This is a genomic window from Roseibium album (genome assembly GCF_001404515.1).
Taxonomy (GTDB): domain Bacteria; phylum Pseudomonadota; class Alphaproteobacteria; order Rhizobiales; family Stappiaceae; genus Roseibium; species Roseibium album.
In genome coordinates this window covers 147575-171364 of the sequence record NZ_CXWE01000008.1, presented here as the reverse complement: position 1 = coordinate 171364, position 23790 = coordinate 147575, and the positions used below count along the sequence as shown (strand labels likewise).

Here is a 23790-nt window from a genome sequence, read left to right as displayed (position 1 = left end):
TCAATGAGTGGTTACGGCCGTGAATGCGCGGACATCGTCCGCGCAGCCCGCAAGGGTTCCTACAAAATTGGCATGATTCTCGGCTCGGGGCTTGGAGCCCTGGCGGAAGAGGTCGAGGATGCCGTTCGCATTCCTTACGCACACCTGACAGAGTTTCCGGTGTCCACGGTAACATCCCACTCCAGCGAGCTTGTCGCCGGAATGCTGGCCGGTGTACCGGTGGTGATCCTGTCCGGGCGCGCGCACTACTATGAAAGCGGTAATCCGACGGTCATGCGCACGCCGGTTGAAACATTGAAGGAACTCGGCTGTGAGGTTCTGCTCGCGACCAACGCTGCGGGATCCCTGCGCGAAGAAGTTGCGCCCGGGTCGCCGATGCTGATCTCTGATCACATCAACTGGTCCGGCAAGAACCCGCTGATCGGGGAAGAGGACGAAAAACGCTTCCTTGATCTCAGCGCGGCCTACGATCCGGAGCTGCAGGCCGTTATGAAGAAGGTCGCAGCGGAAACCGGTGATCCGGTCGCGGACGGGATCTACATGTGGTTCTCCGGCCCATCCTTCGAAACGCCTGCGGAAATCCGTTTGGCAAAGAAACTTGGTGCGGACGCAGTCGGCATGTCAACGGTGCCGGAGGTCATCATCGCACGCTTCCTGGGCCTCAGGGTCGCGGCGCTTTCGATCATCACCAACTATGGCGCCGGACTGCAGACCCATGCTCTGTCCCATGATGAGACCAAGACCATGGCTTTGATGGGCATGGAACGGATGAAACAGCTCGTAAGGGCCTTTGTGAAGGAGATCGGTCAATGAGCGATATGATCGAAATTGCAGCGCGTGCCCTCGGGCTCGTGGACCTGACCAACCTGAATGACGACTGCACTGCTGAAGACGTCAGCAGTTTGACGGATCGGACCGTGACCGACCACGGTTCCGTGGCCGCTGTGTGCGTCTGGCCTCGCTTTGTTGCACAGGCTGCGAAGGAATTGACCGGAACGGGTGTCAAGGTTGCCACGGTCGTCAACTTTCCGGACGGCGGCGAAGACACGGACGCCGTTGTTGCCGAGACTGAGAAGGCGCTCGCAGACAGAGCCAACGAGATCGACCTGGTCATGCCTTACAAGGCTTTCTGCGAAGGCCGGAAGGGCTTTGCCGAGGAGCAGATCATCCGCGTGAAAGCGGCGATCCCGGAGCCGGCTATTTTAAAAGTCATTCTGGAAACCGGTGAAATCAAGGATCCGCTTTTGATCCACGCCGCATCCAATGTGGCGATCGCTGCCGGAGCAGATTTCATCAAGACCTCCACGGGTAAGGTTGCAGTCAACGCCACTTTGGAAGCCGCCGAGATCATGCTGACGGCGATTGAAGAAGCGCGCCGGGACGATGCGGAACGGGTTATCGGCTTCAAACCGGCCGGCGGTATCAAGACAGCTGAAGATGCGGCCGCATATCTTGCGCTGGCCGACAGGATCATGGGTCACAACTGGGTGTCGGCGACAACGTTCCGGTTTGGCGCAAGTGGCTTGCTGGACTCTCTGATTTCCACCATCGAGGGTCAGGAAATCGTTGACCATTCCCACCACGGCTATTGAGACGGCGTCAAAAAGGACAAGAAGAATGTTGCCGCAGGAACTCATTCGCAAGAAACGCGACGGTGGAACGTTGGACGCCGAAGAAATTGCATTCTTCGTTCGTGGGCTCGCAGATGGCTCGGTCACCGAAGGGCAGGTTTCCGCGCTTGCCATGGCCGTGTTCTTCAAGGGGCTCACGGTCGAGGAACGGGTTGCGCTGACCCTGGCCATGCGTGACAGCGGTGACGTAATGGACTGGATGGAAGTCGACGCGCCAATTCTGGACAAGCATTCGACCGGCGGTGTCGGTGACAATGTTTCTCTCATGTTGGCTCCGGCGCTTGCTGCCTGCGGCGCTGCCGTTCCGATGATTTCCGGACGTGGCCTCGGTCATACCGGCGGTACGCTTGACAAGTTCGACAGCATCCCGGGCTACCAGACGCAGCCGGACAATCTTCTTTTCAAGAAGGTGGTCCGCGATATCGGGTGCGCTGTCATTGGCCAGACCGGCAATCTTGCACCAGCGGACAAGCGTTTTTATGCGATCAGGGACGTAACGGCGACTGTCGAAAGCATCGATCTCATCACGGCATCCATTCTTTCAAAGAAACTGGCTGCCGGGCTCCAGGGTCTGGTGCTGGATGTCAAATGGGGATCAGGTGCTTTTATGGCGTCTCTGGAAGAGGCCCGGGCTCTTGCTGAAAGCCTGGTTCTGGTTGCCAACGGCGCTGGTCTCAAGACGACTGCACTCCTGACCGACATGAACGAGCCACTTGCGTCGGCTGCGGGCAACGCGGTCGAAATGCAGAATGCAGTCGATTTTCTGAAAGGCACAGCAGTGGACAACCGCCTCTGGGATGTCACCGTTGCACAGGGTGGCGAATTGCTGGCGTCCGGGGGCATCGCACCCACCGCCGAAGCGGGTGCTGAAATGATGCGTGAAGCCTTTGACAGCGGCAAGGCCGCAGAGAAATTCGCGCAGATGGTCCACGCGCTTGGCGGTCCGGTCGACTTCCTGGAAAAATGCGAGGTCTATCTTGCAAAGGCGCCGGTCCAGGCTCCGGTATATGCCGAAATGGAGGGTGTTGTGACCGCGGTTGATGCACGCGCTGTCGGCGTTGCTGTGGTGGCACTAGGCGGTGGACGCCGGGCCGCGGCCGACGTGATCGATCCTTCTGTCGGCCTGACGGATCTGGCCGGTATCGGCAACACCGTGGATTCGGACGCTCCACTTGCCATTGTTCACGCGCGTTCGGAGCAAGAAGCCGAAACAGCAGCAGTAGCTGTTCGAAACGCCTACACAATCGGTGCGGCGATGGACGTTGCAGACAACCCGAGCATTGTCGGCCGCATCGCTCCTTGAACAGGTATGCCGGGACTTCGGTCCCGGCGGTTTTCCGGTCCGGAGGACCGGCAACAAACAGATTTGTGGAGAAACCCATGCCTCGTGCAATCCTGTGCGTTCTGGACAGTTTCGGCATTGGCGGTGCCACGGATGCGGACGCCTTCGGCGATGCCGGGTCCGATACACTCGGCCATATCGCCGAGCACTGCGCGGACGGTAGGGGCGACAGGGAAGGGCTGCGCAGCGGTCCCTTGTCAGTGCCCAACATGGATCGGCTCGGACTTGGGGCTGCGGGGCGTCTTTCAACCGGAAAGGCTATTCCCGGCCTGGATTTTCCGGGAGATCCAGATGGTCTCTGGGGATATGCTGCTGAAGTCTCGCACGGCAAGGATACTCCGTCCGGTCACTGGGAGATCGCCGGTGTTCCCGTGCGCTTCGACTGGGGCTATTTCCCGGAAACAATTCCGGCTTTTCCGAAGGAACTTGTCGCAAAGATCAGCGAAGCCGCAGGGTTGGACGGAATTCTCGGTGACAAACATGCATCTGGAACCGAGATCATCGCAGAACTTGGCGAGGAACATGTCAGGACAGGCAAACCGATCTTTTATACCTCTGCGGATTCCGTCATCCAGATTGCGGCACATGAAGGACATTTCGGTCTGGAGAGGCTCCTGAAGCTCTGCGAAACAGCTCGTGAATTTGCCGACCCCTACAATATTGGCCGTGTCATTGCCCGCCCGTTTGACGGCGAGTCGTCCGAAACGTTCCGACGCACCGCCAACCGGCGCGATTACTCCGTCCTGCCGCCTGAACCGACTTTGCTGGATCGCCTGAGTGATGCCGGGAGAACGGTCATAGGTGTCGGCAAGATTTCGGACATCTTTGCGCATCAGGGTGTGGCCAGGGTTTTGAAGGGGGCAGGCAACGATCAACTCTTCGATCGGACCCTCGAAGCGATGGAGATGGCACAAGACGGCGATCTGGTCTTTTCCAACTTCATCGATTTCGATTCGCTATATGGGCATCGGCGTGACGTTCCGGGCTATGCGGCTGCCCTGGAACACTTCGACCGGCGGTTGCCGGAAATGATCAACAGAATGCGGGCGGGAGATCTGCTTGTTCTGACAGCTGATCACGGCTGTGATCCAACCTGGAAGGGAACCGACCATACTCGGGAAAATGTTCCGGTGATTGCGACCGGCCCGGGCATTGCGGGGAAAAGCGTCGGTGGTAGAAAAACCTATGCGGATATCGGCGAGAGTGTTGCGGCCCATCTCGGGATCGCGCAAGGTCCGCATGGAACGAGTTTTCTACAGATTGATTGATCCTCACACTCAAAGCAGGTCTCGCCGGAAATGAACGAAACGCTCAACGTCCCGAAGGCCGAACTGCATTGCCACATCGAAGGCGCTGCGCCGCCCAGCCTCGTACGACGACTGGCCGGACAGCATGGCGTCGACGTCACGGAAGCAATTGACGGCAACGGAAAATACATCTGGTCCGATTTTACCAGCTTCCTGAAGGCCTATGATGTTGCCAGTTCGGTGTTCAAGACACCGGCGGATTATTCATTGCTTTCGGAAACCTACTTCAGGATGTTGGCCGCCGAAGGTGCCATTTACGGCGAAATCACCATATCGCCGGACCATGCTCAGGCAGCCGGGTTGTCATACAGGTCCTATGTCGAGGGCCTTGCCGCCGGGATCGAACGAGCCAAGACCGATACGGCTATAGAAGGCCGCATGATCGCGATCGGAGTGCGCCATTTCGGGTCCGCATCCGTCGAGCGCGTGGTCAAGGAAGTCATCGGAAATCCGCATCCGCTTGTGACCGGGTTTGGTCTTGCAGGAGACGAACGCGCGGGCCATCCGGCAAATTTTGCCAAGGCTTTCAGAATGGCATCCGATGCCGGTCTTGGAACCACCGCACATGCAGGCGAGTTCGGCGGTCCGGACAGCATCATCGCGGCCCTGGAATTCTTGCGGGTCAAACGCATCGGGCATGGCGTTCGTGCCATCGAGGACAAGGAACTTGTGAAGCGGCTTGTCGATGAGGACGTTGTGCTGGAAGTCTGTCCGGGATCGAATGTCTCGCTCGGCGTCTATTCTCATCTTCGCTTTCACCCGGTGAATATCCTGCGCAAGGAAGGCGTGAAGGTCACGCTGAACTCCGACGATCCGCCGTTCTTCGGAACGACGCTCGGCAAGGAGTACACCTCTGTGGCGGAGACATTCGGCTGGTCGTTTGAAGATCAGATGGCCATTACCAGAACCGCGATTGAGGCAGCGTTCTGCGAACCGGCGGCGAAGAACCGGCTGCTGGTGCGCCTGGACAGCGCCAAACAAGATCGTGGCGGCAACTGAGGGGGGATACGTCATGGAGACATCAAACTCCACGCTGGATCTTTTTCGGCCCGAGGAAGTCCGGCGCCGGTCACAGGACCTTCTCGGCGTTGCCGGTTCTTCGGGTCTCCAACACGTTGACGTGGACCTCTCCGGACTTTCAGACATCCTTGTGATGCTTCTTGAGACCACCAGGGAAAACTATCCGGATTTTCATATTCCGCCCTACGGTGTTTGGCGTGACTTCGAGGCGGGCGACATCGACCGCTGGTCGGCTCTTGCCAATGCCCGTGCATTCGAAAGCGCCGAGGAACTGCTGGCCGCCGCAGCCGATCTCGCCATCCTGGGTGCCTATATGAAAACGTTGCATCCGTCCGGCTGGACCTATGAAGACCAGATGACCGAAACCCGGGTATCCGGCAATCAGGCGTCAGCTCTTGCCACTTTTCACATGTTCGCGGCCGGATCGTTTTCAAGCGAAATGACCGATCCCTATCGCGTGGACGCGGACACCTTGATCCGGATGGAAAAGGACGAACTCGCGTTTGGTCTTCAATGGGATCTTCAGGACGACGTGGATCTTCTCGAGGCAATGCAAAAGCACCTCAAGCGCCTTGGTGAAGCACTCGCCTTGCGTCCCGACCTGTTCTCGAAAGGCGACGATACCAGGCCGGGGCTGCTGGCCGTTGAACTTGCAAAGGAAAGCGGGGAGGCTGTCAGTGCGAATGTAATCTTGGACAAGCTTCTGGAAGCGCTGGCTCCTGTGTGGGTCGGTGGTGCGGAAACCGGTGACATCACGCTTGGGGACAGCTTCCGTCATTCAGGGACCGGAAGTGCGGAAACCGACACTGTCATTCCCTTTCACATGGCGGCGCAGGAAATGGTCTACGCTCTTGTTGAGCCATTCGCCTGGGCCGGTTTCGAAGTTTCGGAACTGGAACTCCTGACCGCACCGGCCGATGACGTGCATGCCAGCGTATTCCTGAAAGCCGGCGTGCTGAAGATCAGGGATGGTCCCGAGGCTCCGACAGAAGATGGTGTGCGGGACAGGATGGTTGAAATCCGCGCAATCACCATCGCATTGACAGACAAACTCGCGGACTTGTTGCGGCGTGAACTGGACGTTCCGGCTGAGCAATTGCCCCTGACATGCATCCTGGAGGGCGGTACCAGCCGCCTGGGGACGCGATTTTTGCGGGAAGGCTTCGGCGAAAGCGAAAAACTCGGGCGATATCTCAACCCGGGGGCTGTTTTTTGGTTGCCGTTCGGGGCATAGCTCCTGAACATTAAGAAACAACGGAACCGGTCCTGTCCGCAGGACCTGAGCAAAGAGAGGCAGACATGTCCGGAGCCAACGTCATCAGCCATCCGCTGGTCCAGCACAAGTTGACCATCATGCGCGACAAGGGAACATCGACACAGGGGTTCCGGCGCCTGTTGCGCGAGATATCGACCCTGCTGTGTTACGAAGTGACCCGCGATCTGCCCCTGGTCCGCCAGACCATCGAAACGCCGCTCGCCGAGATGCAGGCGCCAATGCTGGCAGGCAAGAAACTCGTGTTTGCGTCCGTTTTGCGTGCGGGCAACGGTTTGCTCGAAGGTATGCTGGAACTCGTGCCTTCAGCCCGGGTTGCACATATCGGCCTCTACCGGGATCCGGAGACGCTTCATCCGGTCGAATATTATTTCAAGGCACCTGACGATCTGAACGAGCGTCTCGTGATCGTCGTAGACCCGATGCTGGCAACCGCCAACTCGGCGATCGCTGCCGTTCACAAGATCAAGGAACGGGGGGCGAACAACATTCGCTTCCTGTGCCTGCTGGCCGCGCCGGAGGGTGTTGCGAAATTCAACGAGAACCACCCCGATGTTCCGATCTTTACCGCTGCGATCGACGAGAAGCTCAACGAAAAGGGTTATATCGTTCCGGGTCTCGGCGATGCCGGCGACCGGATGTATGGCACCAAGTAGACGGGCTGTTTCGTCATGATCACGGTTTTTGGCTCGATCAACCTCGACCTTGTTGTCGTCCTCCCGCGTCTGCCAAAGGCGGGAGAAACAGTCAGCGGTCCGGATCATCAGACGTTCCCGGGCGGCAAGGGTGCGAACCAGGCCCTTGCTGCAAGACGGGCCGGTGCAGATGTGCGCATGATTGGCGCAGTCGGGCAGGATGCGTTTGGTGCGCTGGCCCTGTCCAACATGCGTAGTGCGGATGTGGACCTTGCCGGCGTCAGATCATTGACCGGCTCGACCGGCCTGGCCCTGATCGGGGTTGATGCCGCAGGAGAGAACCAGATCATTGTGGCCAGTGGAGCCAATGCGCGCGTTGACTCCAGCTGGCTTGTTGGCGGATCGAACGCCGGCGGATTGCTGATGTTGCAGGGAGAAATTCCGTTCCCCGAGACCGAAAGGTCAATAGGGCACGCGCGCAACGCCGGCGCCGATGTTTTTTGGAATCCCGCACCGGTGCCATCGGAGGATCTCTCCGGATTGCTCGAGGGCATCACCACGCTTGTCGTCAATGAAGGTGAAGCTGCGGACATTGCATCGAGACTGGGAATATCGGGTGATCCCGATGCATTTGTGGATCGTCTGGCGGACGAAACGCATGCGATTGTCGTCACGCTCGGAGCAAGAGGCGTGTTGGCCGGTAAGGGCCCGGATCGTATTCAGATTGGATCTCCTGATATTGAGCCTGTCGATACAACCGGTGCCGGGGATGCTTTCTGCGGCGCGCTCGCAGCAGCGCTAGATGCCGGAACTGCGTTCGAGCGGGCGCTCAGGGAGGGCGTTGCCGCCGGTGCGCTCGCCTGTACCGCGACCGGGGCTCAATCGAGCGCGCCGGCAAAAGAAGACATTAGCCGACTGGCGGATCAAATCGTCTGAATTGGTTTTACAGGACACTAAGGAAATTGTGGTACCCGGAAGAAAGCTTCGAATAATCCGGGTGCACTATGCTGCGGTATGCCGTCATCTTGTTGATCCTTGTCGGGGTTGCCCCGATCGTGCCGATCCTCGTTGAGGCGCGTATCGGCACCGATGACCGCGCAAACACGGCGCAGGATGAGGTGGACGCTGGTTCGGGACCAAGGACACACCGGATATCGGTTGACCGCCGAGGACACTATGTTGCCGATGCCTATCTGAATGGCAGGGCGATCGATATGCTTGTCGACACGGGCGCAACCGTCACAGCCTTGCCGGTTTCGGTTGCCGAAGACATTGGAATCTTCCTGAGTTCCTCCGAGTACAAGCACCCGATCGGAACAGCAAACGGACGGGTTTACGGTGCCAGAACGGTGATCGACAAGGTCCGCATCGGCGCGATCCGTTTCCGCAATGTTGAAGCGATCGTCCTGAGCGATGACAGTCTGGGTGTGCCGCTTCTGGGCATGTCCGCGCTCAGCCAGCTCAGGCGGTTTGACATTTCCAGCGGCACGTTAGTACTTGTTCAGTAATCCCGAATACAATCCGATTTCCCGTACCCACGTCCGGGTTTCCGACCGGCACTGAGAGGCATCGATGTTTCCAAAACCACGCCCGGAGCTGTTTCCCAACACGTTCGAGTATGAATCTCTCCCCATGGTGAAACCCACCGGCTTCAGGGAGTACGATGCCCGCTGGTTGTTTGAAAAAGAAATCAACCTCATGGGTATGCAGGCGCTCGGAATGGGGATCGGTACTCTCATTCACGAGCGGGGCGTTCGTCCCGATATCGCCGTCGGCCATGATTTTCGCGGATACTCCTCGTCCATCAAGATGGCGGTCGTGAATGGCCTGCTCGCAGCCGGTGTCAATGTGCACGATATTGGCCTGGCATTGTCTCCGATGGCTTACTTCGCGCAATTTGCGCTGGATGTGCCGGCTGTTGCCATGATCACCGCGTCCCACAACGACAATGGCTGGACCGGCGTGAAAATGGGTATCGACCGGCCATTGACGTTCGGTCCGGACGAAATGGGGCGACTGAGGGAAATCGTGCTTGACGCGGCCTATGATTTGAAGGGCGGTGGCAGCTACCGTTTTGTGGACGGGTTCCCGGACATCTATTTCAAGGATCTTACCGACAGGCCCAAACTGAAACGCCCGATTAAGGTCGTCGCGGCCTGCGGAAACGGGACAGCTGGAGCGTTTGCACCGAAAATACTGGAAGCGGTGGGTGCGGAAGTCATCCCGCTTGATACTGAGCTCGATCACACATTTCCCCGCTACAATCCAAATCCGGAAGACATGCAAATGCTGCATGCGCTCCGGGACAAGGTTCTGGAAACCGGTGCCGATGTCGGCCTCGGTTTCGATGGCGACGGTGACCGTTGCGGTGTCGTCGACAATGAGGGTGAGGAAATCTTCGCGGACAAGGTTGGTGTGATGCTAGCGCGTGATATTTCTGCACTTCATCCCAATTGCCAATTCGTCGTCGATGTGAAGTCGACCGGACTGTTCAACACCGACCCGGTGCTTCGGGCGAACGGTGCCCGGACCGACTATTACAAGACGGGGCATTCCTACATTAAACGCCGCGTTACGGATCTTGATGCGATCGTCGGGTTTGAAAAGTCCGGCCATTATTTCTTCAACAAGCCGATCGGACGCGGATATGACGATGGGCTTGTCTCGGCAATCGCCATTCTCGACATGCTCGACCGGAATCCCGGAAAGTCGATGGCAGACCTGCGCCGTGATCTGCCGAAGACCTGGGGTTCTCCGACCATGTCGCCGAAATGCGCCGATGAGATCAAATATGATGTTGTCGAGCGTGTTGTCTCGAAGTTCCACGAAATGAAAGACAGAGGCGAGACAATCGCGGGCCATGAGATAACCGACCTGATAACGGTCAACGGCGTGAGGGTCGTCAGCAGCGACGGCACCTGGGGACTTGTTCGCGCGTCTTCCAACAAGCCGGAACTGGTTGTGGTGGTCGAGAGCCCGGTTTCGGAAGAAAGGCTGCATGAAATGTTCAAGGCAGTTGACGGCATTCTTCGTGAAAATCCGGAAGTTGGCGAATACAATCAGACACTCTAAGGTTTGGCGACATGTCACAGGGCAGCGAATGATTCCGCCGTCCAGGCGTATCTCAGGCAAGCCTTTTTGGAAAAATCTGCATGATCAGTGAATTCGGCACCCTTCCGGACGGCACGTCTGTCCAGGAAATCACGTTGAAAAAAGGGTTTCTTGAAGCGTCCGTCCTGACATTTGGTGCCATCATCCGAGACTTGAAGGTAGACGGTCAATCGGTGGTCCTCGGATTTGAAGATCTGCACAGTTATCTCGATCACTCTGCTTATTTCGGGGTAGTTGCCGGGCGCTGCGCCAACAGAATTGCCGGCGGAAAGATCAAGATCGAAGGGGAAACCTATCAGCTCGATTGCAACGACGGCGGGCTGCATCACCTTCATGGCGGCGCGACAGGGTTTTCTTCAAGAAACTGGCAGGTGGAACAGAGCGACAAGGCCAGCGTGCTTTTGAAACTTGTTTCCGAAGATGGAGACATGGGATATCCGGGCCAGGTCGAGGCACTTGTGCGCTACACGCTGACCGGATCAGGCGCCTTGAGGGTCAAGATCTCCGCGACAACAGACAAGGCGACACCCGTCAATCTGACCCAGCACAGCTATTTCAATCTTGAGGGCAGCGAGACAATTCTGGACCACAGCCTTGAGATTGCGGCAGAAACTTATCTGCCTGTTGATGAGACCCTGATCCCGACCGGCGAAGTCAGGCGCGTGGAATGGACGCCCTTCGACTTTCAGGATGGTCGCAGTCTTCGACGGAAGCCAGGCGAGGAGGATCTGCAATATGATCATAATTTCTGTCTGGCGGGAGAACCCCGGTCATCGATGGGCTTCGCGGCAGCGCTGGAAGATTCTACAGGCGAACGGCGGATGGAAGTCTGGACGACCGAGCCGGGTCTTCAGCTTTATGATGCGGCAAGATTGAACGTGCCTGTTCCAGGGCTTGGTGGCAAGACCTACGGTCCGCATGCGGGCCTGTGTCTGGAGGCGCAACGATGGCCGGACAGCATCAATCAGAAAGAATTTACACCTGTCCTGTTACAACCATCACAGACCTATAGTCATGTGACGGAATTCCGTTTTTCCTGAGATGGGTTACATTGAAGCAGGCGGCGGCAAAGCCGATGTGAAACGATGAAGGCAAAGGGGGCAGCGATTGAAGACGGTATTTTCTGACCTCCAGCTCGCGCATGCGCCGGCACAGGAGATTTCAGATGGCGAGTTGAAGCCGGCTGTCGAAATCCCACGCCGCGCCGAAATCGTTCTGGAAACTGTCAGGCAAAGGAAAGTCGGAGACGTCGTCGGTTCGGAAGAGTTTCCGATCCGTCCACTTCAGCGGGTCCATGCCTCACACTATGTTTCGTTCCTGGAAAGCTTCTGGGGGAGGTGGACGGAAGCGGGCCGGACCAAGGAGGCATTTCCGTTCGTGTGGCCCATTCGCAGTCTGCGGCAGGATGTCGAGATCGAGCATATCGACGGTTTGTTGGGCCGCTACTCGATGGATGCCGGAACACCGGTTGGAGAATTCACTTATCAGGCGGCACGCGCATCGGCGAACACCGCATTGACCGGCGCCAAACTCATTCTGGATGGTGAAAAGTCGGCTTTTGCCCTGTGTCGGCCACCGGGTCACCACGCCGGCTTTGATTTTTACGGCGGATATTGTTTCTTCAACAATGCGGCAGTCGCTGCACAATATCTGCGCGACTACGGTTTGAACCGCGTTGCCATTCTGGATGTCGACTATCATCACGGCAACGGCACGCAAGCTCTCTTCTACGACCGCCCGGATGTCCTGTTCCTGTCGATCCACGCTGATCCGAAGAATGAGTATCCCTATTTTCTGGGATTTGCGGATGAAACGGGTGAACATGCCGGAACCGGTTTCACCCGCAACTGGCCCTTGCCTCTCGGCACCGATTGGGATGCCTATACGCCTGCCCTTGAAGAGGCCTGCCGCTGGCTTCTGGTCTACAAGCCGGATGCGATGATCGTGTCGCTCGGGCTCGACTGCTTCGAGAACGACCCGATCTCGGGGTTCAGGTTCAAGAGCGAGGACTACATCCTGCTCGGGCAACGCCTTGCCAAAGTAGGTGTGCCGACGCTTTTCCTCCTGGAAGGGGGATATGCGGTCGACGCCCTTGGCACAAATTGCGTGAACGTCCTGGAAGGTTTCGGGGGCTCATAGCAAGCCGAGTTGCCTGAGATCTGCGGCGAGAATGTCTGCCGACGTGAAGTGATGCGCCCTCATGCCGACGCCTCTGGCGGCTTCGACGTTGGCGATGGAATCGTCGATGAACAGACAGGTTCCCGCGTCCAGCCGGTTTCGCTCAAACAGGACGCTGTAGATCCTTGGGTCAGGCTTGATCATCCTTTCTTCTGCTGAAACGACGATATCCAGGAAACTGGTTCTTAGGAACGGAAACCGGTCCTGTGCCTCAAGGAATTTCTCGGACGAGAAATTGGTGACTGCGTAAAGCGGAATACCTTTCGACCCGAGTTCCTCCAACAATTGCCGCGTCCCCGGTATCTCGCCCGGGACCATGTCGTGCCAATGATCCGAATAAGCCGCAATGAGCTCTGCCTTGTCAGGATGAAGCGCACAAAGCGTTTCCACGCCTTCCTTCCAGGAGCGGCCGAGGTCCTGTTGCAGATTCCAGTCGGGAGTACAAATTGATGCCAGAAACGACGTCCGCTCCGTTTCGTCTGGAATAAGGCGTCGATAGAGATATTCCGGATTCCATTCGATCAGGACATTACCTATATCGAAGACAACCGTCGTGATAGCATTGGGCATTGAATAGTCCGATATATGTTGTGAGAGAATTTTTGGGCGATGTGCGAATTTTCGATCTTGATCAAAGAGTTATGACAGGACTATGGCCTTGTTGACCAATATCACCAAACTTGTTGCTCTGATTCTTTGCCTTTTCGCCCCTGTTGTTTCTGCCGAGGCCAAAGATCCTGAAGTCATGCCAGACCGGCTGCGTCTCGGTGTCGTCGTTGGCGCGGATGAAAATGCACGCGAGCGCGTTGAACCTTTTCGGCTCGCGCTTGAGGAAATTGCTGATCTTCCGGTTGATCTGTTTTTGATGGAAACACTGGGGGAGGCGGTCGAGGGCCTCGTCAACGGACGGATAGACTATGTTCGCCTGTCTCCTTCTGCCTACGCGGCGGCTCATCGGCTTTGCAAATGTGTAGAGCCGCTTGTGACTGCCGGGCCGGACGATTTTCCAGCCCGCTTCTATGCCATCCTCGTCAGCAAGCGCGGCGGAGACAGCACCTCGATTGAGGATCTGAAAGGCACTCGTCTTGCTGTTGGAAACAAGCATGCAGTCGCGGCATATCGTGTGCCGATTGCCAATCTTGCCGCCGACGGAATTGACGCCAGGTCTCATTTTCAGACGTTGGTCGAGGTCCAGAACCCCGTGGAAGGCCTGCAGGCACTTCTGGATGGACGCGTTCAGGCTTCGCTCGCCTGGTCGAGCCTTGCAGGTGAGGCCAAGAACGGCTTCACGGCAGGGACATTGAACGACTACTACGTCTCGGGCAGCAAGGGCTTCAATGATCTGCAGATCGTCTGGCGGTCCCCGCCCATTCCATATTCCGCGCACAGCATTTCAAAAGATCTGCCCGACGCGCTCAAGCGGCGTCTTCGGGCCGGCTTGATGGACATGCGCCGAGAGGCGCCAGGCGCCTACCTGGCGATTGAACCTGACTTGCCCGGAGGGTTCGAGCCGGTGGTGCATGCGGATTACAGGCCTGTTCTCAGAACGTTCGAAGATGAGTATTCGAGCCTGCTTGAGGTGGAGGGTCGACGTTAGCTGCCTGCAGGAAAGGCTTCAGCACGCATCAGACGCTCAGTATGGCGGCGGATCATTTCTTCTTCGTTGGTCGGGATGACCAGCACCCTGACCCGAGATGTTTCAGCAGTGATATCTTCAACACGCGCATTGTTCTTCTCCTCATCGATGGAGAGCCCGAGCCAATCCTGATCGGCACAGACCATGGATCGGATTACCGCTGCGTTTTCACCAATCCCGCCAGTGAAGACGACAGTGTCCAACCCTTTCAGGATTGCTGCCATCGCACCGAGTTCCCGCCTGATGCGGAAAACAAAATAGTCAATTGCCGCTGACGCCCCGGGATCGTCGCTTTCCGTCAGTGTGCGCATGTCCTGGCTGATGCCGGACAGACCCTTGAGCCCGGATTGCTTGTAGAGGAGGTCCGAGATCTCCTCGGGCGTCATGCCTTTTGTCGTCATGAGATACAGCACGACCCCCGGGTCGAGCTGTCCGCAGCGCGTGCCCATTGGCAAGCCGTCGAGGGCAGTGAAACCCATCGTCGACCCGATGCTCTGACCATCCCGGATCGCGCACATGGAGGCTCCGTTACCCAGATGGGCGACAACCAGTTTGCCTGCTCCGAAGTCCTGGCCGGTTTCCTTGAGATGGCTGCAGATATATTCATAAGAGAGGCCGTGAAATCCATAGCGGCGCACGCCTTCTTCGTAAAGTGACTGCGGCAGCGCGAATGTATCGTTGACCCAGGGATGGTTGCGATGAAAGGCCGTATCGAAACAGGCGGTCTGGATCGCATTTGGAAACGCTGAGCGTGCCGCATCGATCCCGGCGAGATTGTGCGGCTGATGCAAAGGCGCCAGTGGTTCGAGCGACTTGAGATCCGAAAGAACGTCATCCGTGATCTGTAAAGGCGTTGCGTACTGCATGCCTCCATGAACGACCCGATGCCCGACCGCGTCGACCTTCTGCCCGTTTGTTTCCTCTTCAAGAATGGGAATCAGTGACGCGAGTGCCGACCGGTGCGTCCTGCCTGCTTCGGCGGATAGCTGTCTGTCTATTCGGCCGCCGGTCCTTTCTGATTTGAGGTCAATGTGCGGTTCTGCACCCAGACCTGAAATCTGTCCAGCCAACCGGGGGCGATCACCTTCAAAGAGGGTGAACTTGATGGACGAGGAACCTGAATTGAGAACAAGAATGACGGGTGTCATCGTCATTTCACGTCACGGTCCAGAAATCCGACCGGCGCACCGCTTGCTTTCCAGTGCACATAGAGCAGGGCAAGGGCGCAGGATGCGAGCCGGGAACGGCCGTCGTCGGCCCGGCTGGTCAGCATCACCGGAACTTTCGCGCCGATCACAAGACCGGCAGCTTCGGCATGGGCGATGAACGTCAGTTCCTTTGCCAGCATGTTGCCGGATTCCAGATTGGGGACAATCAGGACTTCGGCGCGGCCCGCGACCAGAGACGTGATGCCCTTCGTGCGCGCCGCCTGCAGGTCGATTGCGTTGTCCATTGCCAAAGGTCCGTCGACGACAGCGCCTGTGATCTGGCCACGTTCGGCCATCTTTGACAGCACCGCGGCATCAAGGCTCGACGGAATGGCCGGGTTGACCGTTTCGATGGCGGACAGAATGCCGACACGCGGCGTTTCCAAACCGAGTGAACACGCTGCGTCGATGGCGTTTTGCGTGATATCGACCTTCGTGTTGAGGTCCGGCGTGATGTTGATCGCCGCGTCGGAGATCAGAACAGGCGTTTTGCGGCCGGGAATGTCCATTACGAAAACATGGCTGATACGACGCTTCGTTCTAAGGCCACCATCGCGTTTAACCACGTGATGCAAGAGATGATCGGTATGAAGGTGACCCTTCATGACAGCTTTCACCTTGCCTTCGTGCACCATGGCGACGGCCCGGCCGGCGGCCTCCATCTCATCTTCGATATCGATCAGTTCGTAGGCATCGATGGTTTCACTGAGTTCCTTGGCCGCGTCTTCAATCCTGCTTTTCGCGCCAATAAGAACCGGCCTGATCAGGCCTTCCCGCGCTGCCATCAGGGCACCCTCGAGAGAATTGGGGTCATCTGGAGCAACCACCGCCGTCGGCAAGGCGGGGAGTGTTTTTGCGAGCTCGATCATTCTGTTGAAGTGGCGGTGACGTTGCACCAGCAGGGCGGGGATGTCGCTGGAATCGAATTCGATGGTCTCCGTGGGCGCGGCGACCTCGGCAACGCCTTCCACCAGGCGAAAACCATCGCCGCGGGTCACGGTCAGATCAAAGACGACAATGTTGTCCGGCCGCTTTTCGGTCGCGGTCACTTTCACGTGCAAATGATCGCCCACCGCAGCTGCACCTAGAAAACGAAACGACTGTGATTTATAAACCGTGCCGGGACCTGGCAGAATGTTTCCGAGAACCGCGGATGCCAGTCCACCGACCCACATGGCGGGCGCGACCGGTTTGTCGACGATACCGTCGCCGGTCCAGTCGGTATCGGGCAAGTGGATCGGATTGCGATTTCCGGAGGCATGCGCGAAAACCAGCAGGTCATTGCTGGAACACTCCCGGACGATTTCCGCCGTGTCGCCTACGGCAATCTGTTCGAAAGTCTTGTTTGTCGCCATCGGTTCAAGGTCCCCAACTGAAACAGGAATATTGCAATGCAATGTAGCCTGATGAGGGTACGCGCGCTATGCGACGATGCAAATACGGGAAAGATAGTGTTGGCCGCTGAAACCCGGGTCAGCAATTGCTGCAGGTGACAGTCCCCGTGATCCTTGGCGTCAGGAAATATGTGTCGCTAAGGTTCATGACCGAAGGACTCCATTCGAATATTCCCGAAAACAGTCCCGTGAAGCTGGGAGTGTAGGTCAGGTTGGACTGCCCAACGACAATTGAAGAATTCGGTACGGCTACGGTGCCCGGCAAGGTGATTGGGGGCGCGGCACCCGTCGACCAGGGGGTGGCTCCGGCTGAATCGCGGCTCCAGTCAACGCTGGCATCGCCGTCGTCATCAAAGGAGACGCTGGCAACGATCACCTGCAGGTTTGTCGACGGATAGGGGTCAAGGATCTTCTCGCCGATATTCATCAGCGAATCGAGGTCGGTCCTGGAAACGGCTTCTTCCTGTGCGATCAGGTCGGCCACGGCGTTTGCGATGCGGCTGACCTTCCTGTCCTGGTTGAGAGCTTCCGCCAGCTCCGTCATGCCAATCAGAAGAAAGAACATGAACGGAAGGATCATGGCGAATTCAACGGCGGACACGGCATTGTCGTCACGGCGGAACTTTTTCATGGCTCCAGTGGCAAAATTCGTCGCGGTAACCAGGGTTGGCATGAAGTTATTCCCAGGGTTCATTGCGGAATACCATTGTTGACGTCAGAAATCGCTCGGTCCCGTGGTCATTTAGTGCAAGATTTAGTGCGGAAGTCATCATTGGCCACTTGTAAATCAATTTCACAACAACGATGTCACCGGCGCCACCGGGCGCGTGAGAAAAACCGTCCTCTTTAAGGTCGCCATGTTCATCGTAAAGACTTGCTTTATCGGAAGCCTCGGAAAAGGTATTGGCTGTTTCGACAGCGACAATGATCCTTTCGATATCGCACATAAACGCAGGCATGAATCCACAAATCTTGTTTTTGAATTCTTCATTGCTGGAAATGTCGATATGTTGTCCAGTCCTGATCAGTCTCGAAGCACTGATCAATGCGTTATCGACCATGCGATTTACAAACATCGTAATGCCGACTTCCATGATGCCGAAGACGATGATGAAGAATGGCAGGGCCACCATCGAAAATTCGATGGCCGTCACACCCTCACGGTCCTTCAGGAGCGACCGTAGTAATCTGGTTCCTAGGAACCGGCGGTGTTTTTCTCTGCCACTCATCGTTTTCTCACATTATATGACGGTCACTTCACGCCTGCCGCGCTGGCCGCCATGGAGTTTCTGGAGTTTGCCTGCTCGGCAATCCCGTTGAATGCATTGACATCGTCGCCCAGGCGCATTGTTGGCTCGCAGCTTGGATTGCAAGACATGGTCGAGCGCAGCGATTTGCGATAGACGGCAACAACGTCGTCCTCCGAAGCGCGAACTGTTATGACTTCGTCGACGATAGGCTTGCTGTTGCTGTCCAGGATGACGAGGTTGGTCGTGCCGTAACTCTTTCCGGTTATCACAACCGTATTCTCATCAAACATGGACACGTCTGCGATGAACGGGTTTCCGACGATGACGGCCGAGGCCCCATCGTCGATCCGAAAGATCTTGGCACGGTCAACTGTCACCATGACCGGTCCGTCCTGCGCCATTGCAATGCTTGTCTGTGCTGCAAACAAAAGCACGCCAGTCCATCTGATTAGGTTCATAAACATGCTTATGAATACTCCATTAGTGCCAATTCTTACGAGATCATGCCGCAAACGTGGTGAACGATCTGCTAACGTGACGAAAATTGGCGAAGAACTACTGACACGTCGATATGCTTTAAGAGTCTGAGGTGTTTTGAATGCAAATTCGAAATTATTCCTGAGACTCCTGAATTGTTACAATGTTTTTTTCGAAGAGAATGCCACCAAGAATAATATTCGAAATAAAACAATAAGTATAAGATTGACAAATCCGTAAAAAAGTTATGTATGACCGGAGATCTTACGAGGGTATTTTAATTTATACTGCAAAATATTTTGAATTTCATTAGAAAATAAGCTGAGTTAACCATTTTTTATCTATACCGATTTTTAACTATAGTTACATTTATGAAGATTGCCCCGGAATCATGTGGTCGCTTTAACTGGTTGGAAAGCTCTCTGCCCTAGGTTGGGTTCATGTTCGAACGGACCAGAACAAGATCCGGCGGACTTGAAGCTGTCAACTCAGTGGTACTTGGAGCAAAAAACATGAAAACTCTTATCAACCGTTTCGTAAAAGACGAATCTGGCGCAACTGCAATTGAATACGGCCTGATCGCCGGCTTGCTGTCCATCGTCATCATCGCGGCTGTATCTCTTGCAGGCACGTCCTTGACGGCAGTGTTTGAAAATATTGCCGGAAAACTAGATGAATCTATCACCACCCCCTAACTTCGGTTGGTTTCGCAAGGCTGATTTCAGCGCTTGCTTCCGAGAAACGGGCAGTTTTCTGCCCGTTTTTTCGTTTTGGTATCCGTCTTTCGTTAACTCTCCGCGCCTATACTTCTGAAGACAGGAACAAAAAACGGGTTCTCCATGTTATCGGCAGCTCTTTTGGTCATATTTCCAATGCTCGTTGCGTTCGGCGGTGCCACTGACTTGCTGACGATGACCATTCGGAACCGGGTTTCAATTCTCCTGTTGGCGGGATTTGCTGCGTTGGCACTGGCAACAGGCCTGCCGCTTTCCGCCTGGGGTTCACACGCCTTGGGATTGCTGGTCGTGTTTCCTGTCTGCTTCGGCTTTTTTGCCGCAGGCTGGATGGGTGGCGGTGACGTGAAATTCATCAGCGCCATTTCCCTGTGGATTGGTTTTAGTCCGGAATTGGCAGGATTTGTCTTGCTGGTATCGACTTACGGTATGTTGCTGACCCTCGGTCTGCTTTTCATGCGCACGAGTCTCGTGCTCCCCGCTTCGCTGGCACGGCAGGAATGGCTAGCACGGCTTCACGATCAAAAAAGCGGCATTCCCTATGGGGTCGCCATCGCGGTCGCCGGGTTACAGATTTATCCCATGACGTCCTGGTTCCAGCAGATCAGTCAGGCCTACTAGACGTTCCCCATGCATTGCTTCAGGGCATCGCCGTCACTATCTCCAGGTGTCACCTGCGGAGAGCGCGGCGAAACGCCGACCTGTAATCTGGCGAGCTCAGTCTGCCTGGAGCGCATCCATTGAATGTTGGTTCGTTTGATGCCGGAAAGCAGGTCACTCGGCAAGGCGCGTCACGAAGGGCGATGCGGTGCATCGGTCAAGTGGCGCAACGCTGCCGATGCGCTGCTTTCCGGCACCCGAAGGGCCGGGCTCATTCTCCCGCTGACTGTGTTGGCTTGCGCTTGTGGTGGGCTACACTGCTGCACACAATCCGCCTGGTCAGCAAAAGAAAGCGCGCCGGTCAAATGATCCAACATTCAATGGATGCGCTCTAGAACGGTTTTCGATGTCGCCGGTTTCTTGGCTCTGACGGTCGGCACTTGTTTTCGGCATGGCCACTCGTGGCGCGCGCAGCTCAGACCAGCCTATTGAACGATCCTTTGGCTGAAGCTGGCCCGTTTTCGAAAATACTCGAACTATCGGAAATTGCACAAAGCCAAACAGCATCGAGGATGGACTGGTCGCCACCAGTTTTTGACGAGCCGCTCGATCTTGCAGCCTTCGGTCCGGATCGAGGACAAAACATCTTCTGCGCCGTGACATTGGTCGTTGTCCGGTTGTGAGCCTGGAAGGGAAGGGGACCGGCTCCTGTTTGCTCAATCGTTAATTCGAATCACTGGCAGCACTGAACGGTTGATTCGGCGGATATGCAGACTGTGGACAAGCGTCTCTGTACTCAAAGAAGGCTCGATTTACGAAAATTTCTGCATTCTGAACAGCATAGGTTCGGGTGCAGTAGCGGTGCGGCATCCGCGTGTATCCAGCGTCAAAAGCCGGGTTTTTCGCAAATTGAAATCGAATTAGGAAGGTTTTTAGTAAAGTTAACGGAAATTAACCAAAAACTTCTACTCCTGATTAACCATGTTTTGACCAATTACCCGTCATCCTGTCTTCAACAAACGCATCTGCGCACAGGATCATTGGATTTTTTGTCATGAAAGTCGCTCGAATCTTAGTATTGGTTGTCGCGGTGGTCGCCGGCTTGCTGGCATTTCGCATGGTCATGTTGTCGGGCGGTGGTGAACCGGCGCCGCAGATTGTCCAGGCACCCACAGAAACCAAGACGACCCAGGTTCTTATCGCCGATGTGGATATTCCTCTCGGTGCGAAACTGACGAAAGAGAATTTCGACTGGAGCGACTGGCCCGAAGATGCGCTGCCGCGTGGCGCAGTGACCAAAGCAAATACTCCTGCCGCGCAGGAAGATTTCCTGGGGCAAATCGCCAAGGCGCCGATCTTCGCCGGCGAGCCGATCAGGCCGGAGCGGCTGATCAATACCGACAAGGGCTTCATGGCAGCCATACTTCCGAAAGGAAAACGCGCCATTGCCGTCAGGGTGGAGGAGGAAACGACCGCTGGTGGTTTCATTCTTCCCGGCGACAAGGTCGACCTGATCCTGACGCGCAGGTTTGACGAAGGCGCGGTCAGCGAGACCATCCTGGAAAACAAACGTGTGTTGGCGATCGACGCCACCACGGCAGGCGAACAGGACCAGAAGAACCTGTCTCCCAAGAAAACGGCGACTTTGGAATTGACGCTGGCAGAGTCGGAAATCGTTGCGCAGGCCCAGCAGACCGGGACGATCTCGCTGGCGCTGCGAAGTGCACAGGACTCGGCGGACGATGCCGAAGAAGACAAGAGCCGCCGCAATGACGTGAGTTACGTGAAATACGGCATCACAAGCAAGGCAATTGCGCCATGAAACCGGATCTGACGAGAACGTCCAGCATGAGGGGCGCGATGAAAAACTATATAATCAAATTTGCAGCTGTAGCTGCCATCTTCGGAGCGACATTTGGAATGTCGACGCCCGGGACACAGGCGCAGGAGAACTTTCCCAGCCAGATCCACGTCGCAGCTGGTGAACGTGCCAGCGGACGGATACTGAATGTCGGGATAGGGAGATCGGTTGTCATCAATCTGGCTGAAGATGCTGCCGACGTTCTGATATCCAATCCAGAAATCGCAGATGCGGTTCTCCGGACACCGCGCAGGATCTTCGTTCTTGGCAATTCTGCCGGTCAGGCGCGGCTTGTTCTTTTCAGCCGTAGCGGACGCGAGCTGGCGAGTTTCAACCTCCGTGTTGAAAACGACACTTCGGATCTGGCCCGGATCATCCGAAAACTCATTCCAGGCACGAACATCTCTGCAGAGTCGGTGAACGGTAACGTGATCCTGAGCGGGACAGCGAGAAGCACGCTCGAGGCACAGCAGGCCGCTGACATCGCGGCGAAGTTTCAGGGCGCAGGCAGCGCGACGGAAGTTGTCAATCTGATTTCGGTTCAAGGCAAGGACCAGGTCCACTTGAAGGTCACCGTGGCGGAAGTCGAGCGTTCGATTGTCAAGCAGCTCGGGGTAACCTTCAACGGCACCGTGGGCACCGGCAACTACACCCCCCGGTTTTCAAACGCCCCCGGGTTCAATGTGAACCCGTCGATCGTGAACCAGGCGGTCGCAGGCATCACGTTTGCAGCCGGAGCAGCCAATATCAATGCGCAAATCGAAGCCTTGCAGCGCGAAGGTGTCATCCGGACGCTGGCGGAACCCACGCTGACGGCGATCTCGGGTGAAAATGCAAGTTTCCTTGCGGGTGGCGAATTCCCGATCCCGGTTGCTCAGGACGACAACACCGTGAGTGTTGAGTTCAAGAAGTTCGGTGTAGGTCTCGATTTCACGCCTGTGGTCTTGTCGGAAGGACGGATCAGCCTGCGCGTCCTGACAGAGGTCAGCGAACTCAGCAACGAAGGCGCCGTAAGTGCCGGTGGCATCACCATCTCGGCCCTTAAGGTTCGCCGTGCGGAATCAACTGTGGAGTTGCCGTCGGGCGGCACTCTCGTGATGGCCGGATTGCTGCAGGAATCCTATCAGCAGTCGATGGAAGGCATTCCGGGTCTGATGCAGATCCCGGTCCTGGGCGCATTATTCAAGAGCCGTGACTTTCTGAGGGACCAGACGGAACTGGCAGTATTCGTCACTCCCTACGTTGTTCGCCCCGTGGCGGCAAACAAGATGGTCCGGCCTGACAAGAACCTGTTCCCGCCATCTGACGCGGAAAGCATTTTCCTGAACCGGCTGAACAAGATCTACAACCCTGCGGGCGATGTGGCTGAAGGTGAATACCACGGCCAAGTCGGATTTATCTACAAGTGAGGACGGACGGATGAAGACGAAAAAAACGGTCCGGATATCAACCGTATCCAAATCCGCCCTCGTGATTGCCGGATGCCTCGTTGCGGTTGGTTGCCAGAACAGGAACCAGACAGATGCCGAAATGCTGGCATCGCACGACTATCGCTACAGGCATCCCATTGTCATCACCGAGGAACCGGAAACGCTCGATCTGCCGATCGGTCAGAACACCCGCAACCTGTATGGCCCGATTGAAGGCACGATAACGGCCTTTGCCGCCGAATCGCGCAGAAAGGGTAATGGGGCGGTTGAGATTCTGGTGCCCTCCGGCGGTGCAAACGAGGCTGCTGTTCATGCGGTCACGGGAGATATCAGGAACGCGCTGCAGCGCGGCGGTGTCAGCCGTTCGCGTATCTCTACCCGGACCTATGCCGTGCCGGACCCGAGCGCTGAAGCGCCGATCCGGCTGTCATATGCGGCCATGCAGGCAACCGCCGGACCGTGCGGAGCCTGGCCGAAAAATATCGGCGGCGGCATAGGCGAAAACACCGAGTACGAAAACTTCGGCTGCGCAACGCAGTCCAACCTGGCGGCAATGGTCGACAACCCGTCCGATCTCATCACGCCAAGGGCATCTACGCCGTCCGATCAGGGACGGCGCGCCGTGGTTATTGAAAACTACCGAGAGGGTTCGGGAACCACGAGTAGCTACACTGAAGGTGTCGGTGCAGAGGTCTCAGAATAG

General features: G+C 56.5%; 25 protein-coding genes. 19 read left to right on the top strand and 6 right to left on the bottom strand.

Translation table 11 applies throughout. The annotated features are described in order from the left end of the window. Positions 1-3: 3 nt before the first annotated feature. The 12 genes from LA5095_RS25205 (at position 4) to LA5095_RS25150 (ending at position 12458) form a co-directional block, all read left to right on the top strand. On the top strand, positions 4-813 hold the full coding sequence (locus tag LA5095_RS25205; protein WP_055120086.1) for a purine-nucleoside phosphorylase: 810 nt from the start codon (positions 4-6) through the stop codon (positions 811-813). Then, positions 810-1592, top strand: coding sequence for a deoxyribose-phosphate aldolase (gene deoC / locus LA5095_RS25200; protein WP_055120085.1), 783 nt, complete (start codon positions 810-812; stop codon positions 1590-1592). The genes LA5095_RS25205 and deoC overlap by 4 nt, the downstream gene beginning before the upstream one ends. A gap of 25 nt (positions 1593-1617) precedes the next feature. Further along, positions 1618-2934, top strand: a complete 1317-nt coding sequence (deoA, locus tag LA5095_RS25195; RefSeq protein ID WP_055120083.1) for a thymidine phosphorylase — start codon at positions 1618-1620, stop codon at positions 2932-2934. Between the two features lie 77 nt (positions 2935-3011). Continuing rightward, entirely contained in the window at positions 3012-4241 is a 1230-nt protein-coding gene (locus LA5095_RS25190; RefSeq protein WP_055120412.1) for a phosphopentomutase, read from the top strand. A gap of 30 nt (positions 4242-4271) precedes the next feature. Continuing rightward, entirely contained in the window at positions 4272-5279 is a 1008-nt protein-coding gene (locus tag LA5095_RS25185) for an adenosine deaminase (RefSeq protein ID WP_055120081.1), read from the top strand. 13 nt (positions 5280-5292) lie between these two features. Then, positions 5293-6534 carry a DUF1688 family protein gene (locus LA5095_RS25180; protein WP_055120079.1) on the top strand — a complete coding sequence of 414 codons (1242 nt, stop codon included), beginning with the start codon at positions 5293-5295 and terminating at the stop codon, positions 6532-6534. Between the two features lie 65 nt (positions 6535-6599). Next, a complete protein-coding gene (gene upp, locus LA5095_RS25175) occupies positions 6600-7229 on the top strand; it encodes a uracil phosphoribosyltransferase (protein ID WP_029062114.1) in 630 nt (209 codons plus the stop codon). Between the two features lie 15 nt (positions 7230-7244). Then, a complete protein-coding gene (locus LA5095_RS25170; protein WP_055120077.1) occupies positions 7245-8144 on the top strand; it encodes a ribokinase in 900 nt (299 codons plus the stop codon). Between the two features lie 68 nt (positions 8145-8212). Continuing rightward, entirely contained in the window at positions 8213-8716 is a 504-nt protein-coding gene (locus tag LA5095_RS25165) for a retropepsin-like aspartic protease family protein (protein ID WP_055120075.1), read from the top strand. A 64-nt stretch (positions 8717-8780) separates the two neighbouring features. Continuing rightward, positions 8781-10280: a phosphomannomutase/phosphoglucomutase gene (locus LA5095_RS25160; RefSeq protein ID WP_055120073.1), complete on the top strand. Its 1500-nt coding sequence runs from the start codon at positions 8781-8783 to the stop codon at positions 10278-10280. An 80-nt stretch (positions 10281-10360) separates the two neighbouring features. Continuing rightward, positions 10361-11359 carry an aldose epimerase family protein gene (locus LA5095_RS25155; RefSeq protein ID WP_055120071.1) on the top strand — a complete coding sequence of 333 codons (999 nt, stop codon included), beginning with the start codon at positions 10361-10363 and terminating at the stop codon, positions 11357-11359. A gap of 67 nt (positions 11360-11426) precedes the next feature. Next, complete coding sequence (locus tag LA5095_RS25150) at positions 11427-12458, top strand: histone deacetylase family protein (RefSeq protein WP_055120069.1); 1032 nt, start codon at positions 11427-11429, stop codon at positions 12456-12458. Here the strand turns inward: LA5095_RS25150 and LA5095_RS25145 are convergent. Beyond that, on the bottom strand, positions 12453-13067 hold the full coding sequence (locus LA5095_RS25145; RefSeq protein WP_055120067.1) for an HAD family hydrolase: 615 nt from the start codon (positions 13065-13067) through the stop codon (positions 12453-12455). The two genes, LA5095_RS25150 and LA5095_RS25145, sit on opposite strands and share 6 nt — an antisense overlap. An 82-nt stretch (positions 13068-13149) precedes the next feature. Here LA5095_RS25145 and LA5095_RS25140 point away from each other — a divergent pair, with 82 nt between their 5' ends. Further along, a complete protein-coding gene (locus LA5095_RS25140; protein WP_082442958.1) occupies positions 13150-14094 on the top strand; it encodes a PhnD/SsuA/transferrin family substrate-binding protein in 945 nt (314 codons plus the stop codon). On the opposite strand, the gene LA5095_RS25135 is transcribed toward LA5095_RS25140, so the two are convergent. The 5 genes from LA5095_RS25135 to LA5095_RS25115 all read right to left on the bottom strand — a co-directional run bounded on the left by LA5095_RS25135 (position 14091) and on the right by LA5095_RS25115 (position 18449). Beyond that, positions 14091-15281, bottom strand: coding sequence for an acetate/propionate family kinase (locus LA5095_RS25135; protein ID WP_082442975.1), 1191 nt, complete (start codon positions 15279-15281; stop codon positions 14091-14093). The genes LA5095_RS25140 and LA5095_RS25135 overlap by 4 nt on opposite strands. A gap of 2 nt (positions 15282-15283) precedes the next feature. Then, on the bottom strand, positions 15284-16696 hold the full coding sequence (locus tag LA5095_RS25130; RefSeq protein WP_055120064.1) for a bifunctional enoyl-CoA hydratase/phosphate acetyltransferase: 1413 nt from the start codon (positions 16694-16696) through the stop codon (positions 15284-15286). A 118-nt stretch (positions 16697-16814) separates the two neighbouring features. After that, positions 16815-17408, bottom strand: a complete 594-nt coding sequence (locus tag LA5095_RS25125) for a TadE/TadG family type IV pilus assembly protein (protein ID WP_208992854.1) — start codon at positions 17406-17408, stop codon at positions 16815-16817. Positions 17409-17412: 4 nt separating this feature from the next. Continuing rightward, complete coding sequence (locus LA5095_RS25120; RefSeq protein WP_082442957.1) at positions 17413-17964, bottom strand: TadE/TadG family type IV pilus assembly protein; 552 nt, start codon at positions 17962-17964, stop codon at positions 17413-17415. 23 nt (positions 17965-17987) lie between these two features. Beyond that, a complete protein-coding gene (locus LA5095_RS25115; protein WP_055120060.1) occupies positions 17988-18449 on the bottom strand; it encodes a pilus assembly protein N-terminal domain-containing protein in 462 nt (153 codons plus the stop codon). A gap of 525 nt (positions 18450-18974) precedes the next feature. On the opposite strand from LA5095_RS25115, the gene LA5095_RS25110 reads away from it, so the two are divergent. The 6 genes from LA5095_RS25110 to LA5095_RS25085 all read left to right on the top strand — a co-directional run bounded on the left by LA5095_RS25110 (position 18975) and on the right by LA5095_RS25085 (position 23790). After that, positions 18975-19157 (top strand): Flp family type IVb pilin, encoded by a 183-nt coding sequence (locus LA5095_RS25110; protein ID WP_055120409.1) that lies wholly within the window; start codon positions 18975-18977, stop codon positions 19155-19157. 177 nt (positions 19158-19334) lie between these two features. Further along, the gene (locus LA5095_RS25105; RefSeq protein ID WP_306361839.1) at positions 19335-19817 is read left to right on the top strand and encodes an A24 family peptidase; all 483 of its coding nucleotides are present in this window, start codon (positions 19335-19337) and stop codon (positions 19815-19817) included. Between the two features lie 123 nt (positions 19818-19940). After that, positions 19941-20165 carry a hypothetical protein gene (locus tag LA5095_RS25100; protein WP_055120056.1) on the top strand — a complete coding sequence of 75 codons (225 nt, stop codon included), beginning with the start codon at positions 19941-19943 and terminating at the stop codon, positions 20163-20165. A 685-nt stretch (positions 20166-20850) separates the two neighbouring features. Continuing rightward, positions 20851-21618, top strand: coding sequence for a Flp pilus assembly protein CpaB (gene cpaB, locus LA5095_RS25095; protein WP_055120054.1), 768 nt, complete (start codon positions 20851-20853; stop codon positions 21616-21618). Between the two features lie 38 nt (positions 21619-21656). Next, positions 21657-23066: a type II and III secretion system protein family protein gene (locus tag LA5095_RS25090; RefSeq protein ID WP_208992853.1), complete on the top strand. Its 1410-nt coding sequence runs from the start codon at positions 21657-21659 to the stop codon at positions 23064-23066. 10 nt (positions 23067-23076) lie between these two features. Continuing rightward, on the top strand, positions 23077-23790 hold the full coding sequence (locus LA5095_RS25085; protein WP_029062288.1) for a CpaD family pilus assembly protein: 714 nt from the start codon (positions 23077-23079) through the stop codon (positions 23788-23790).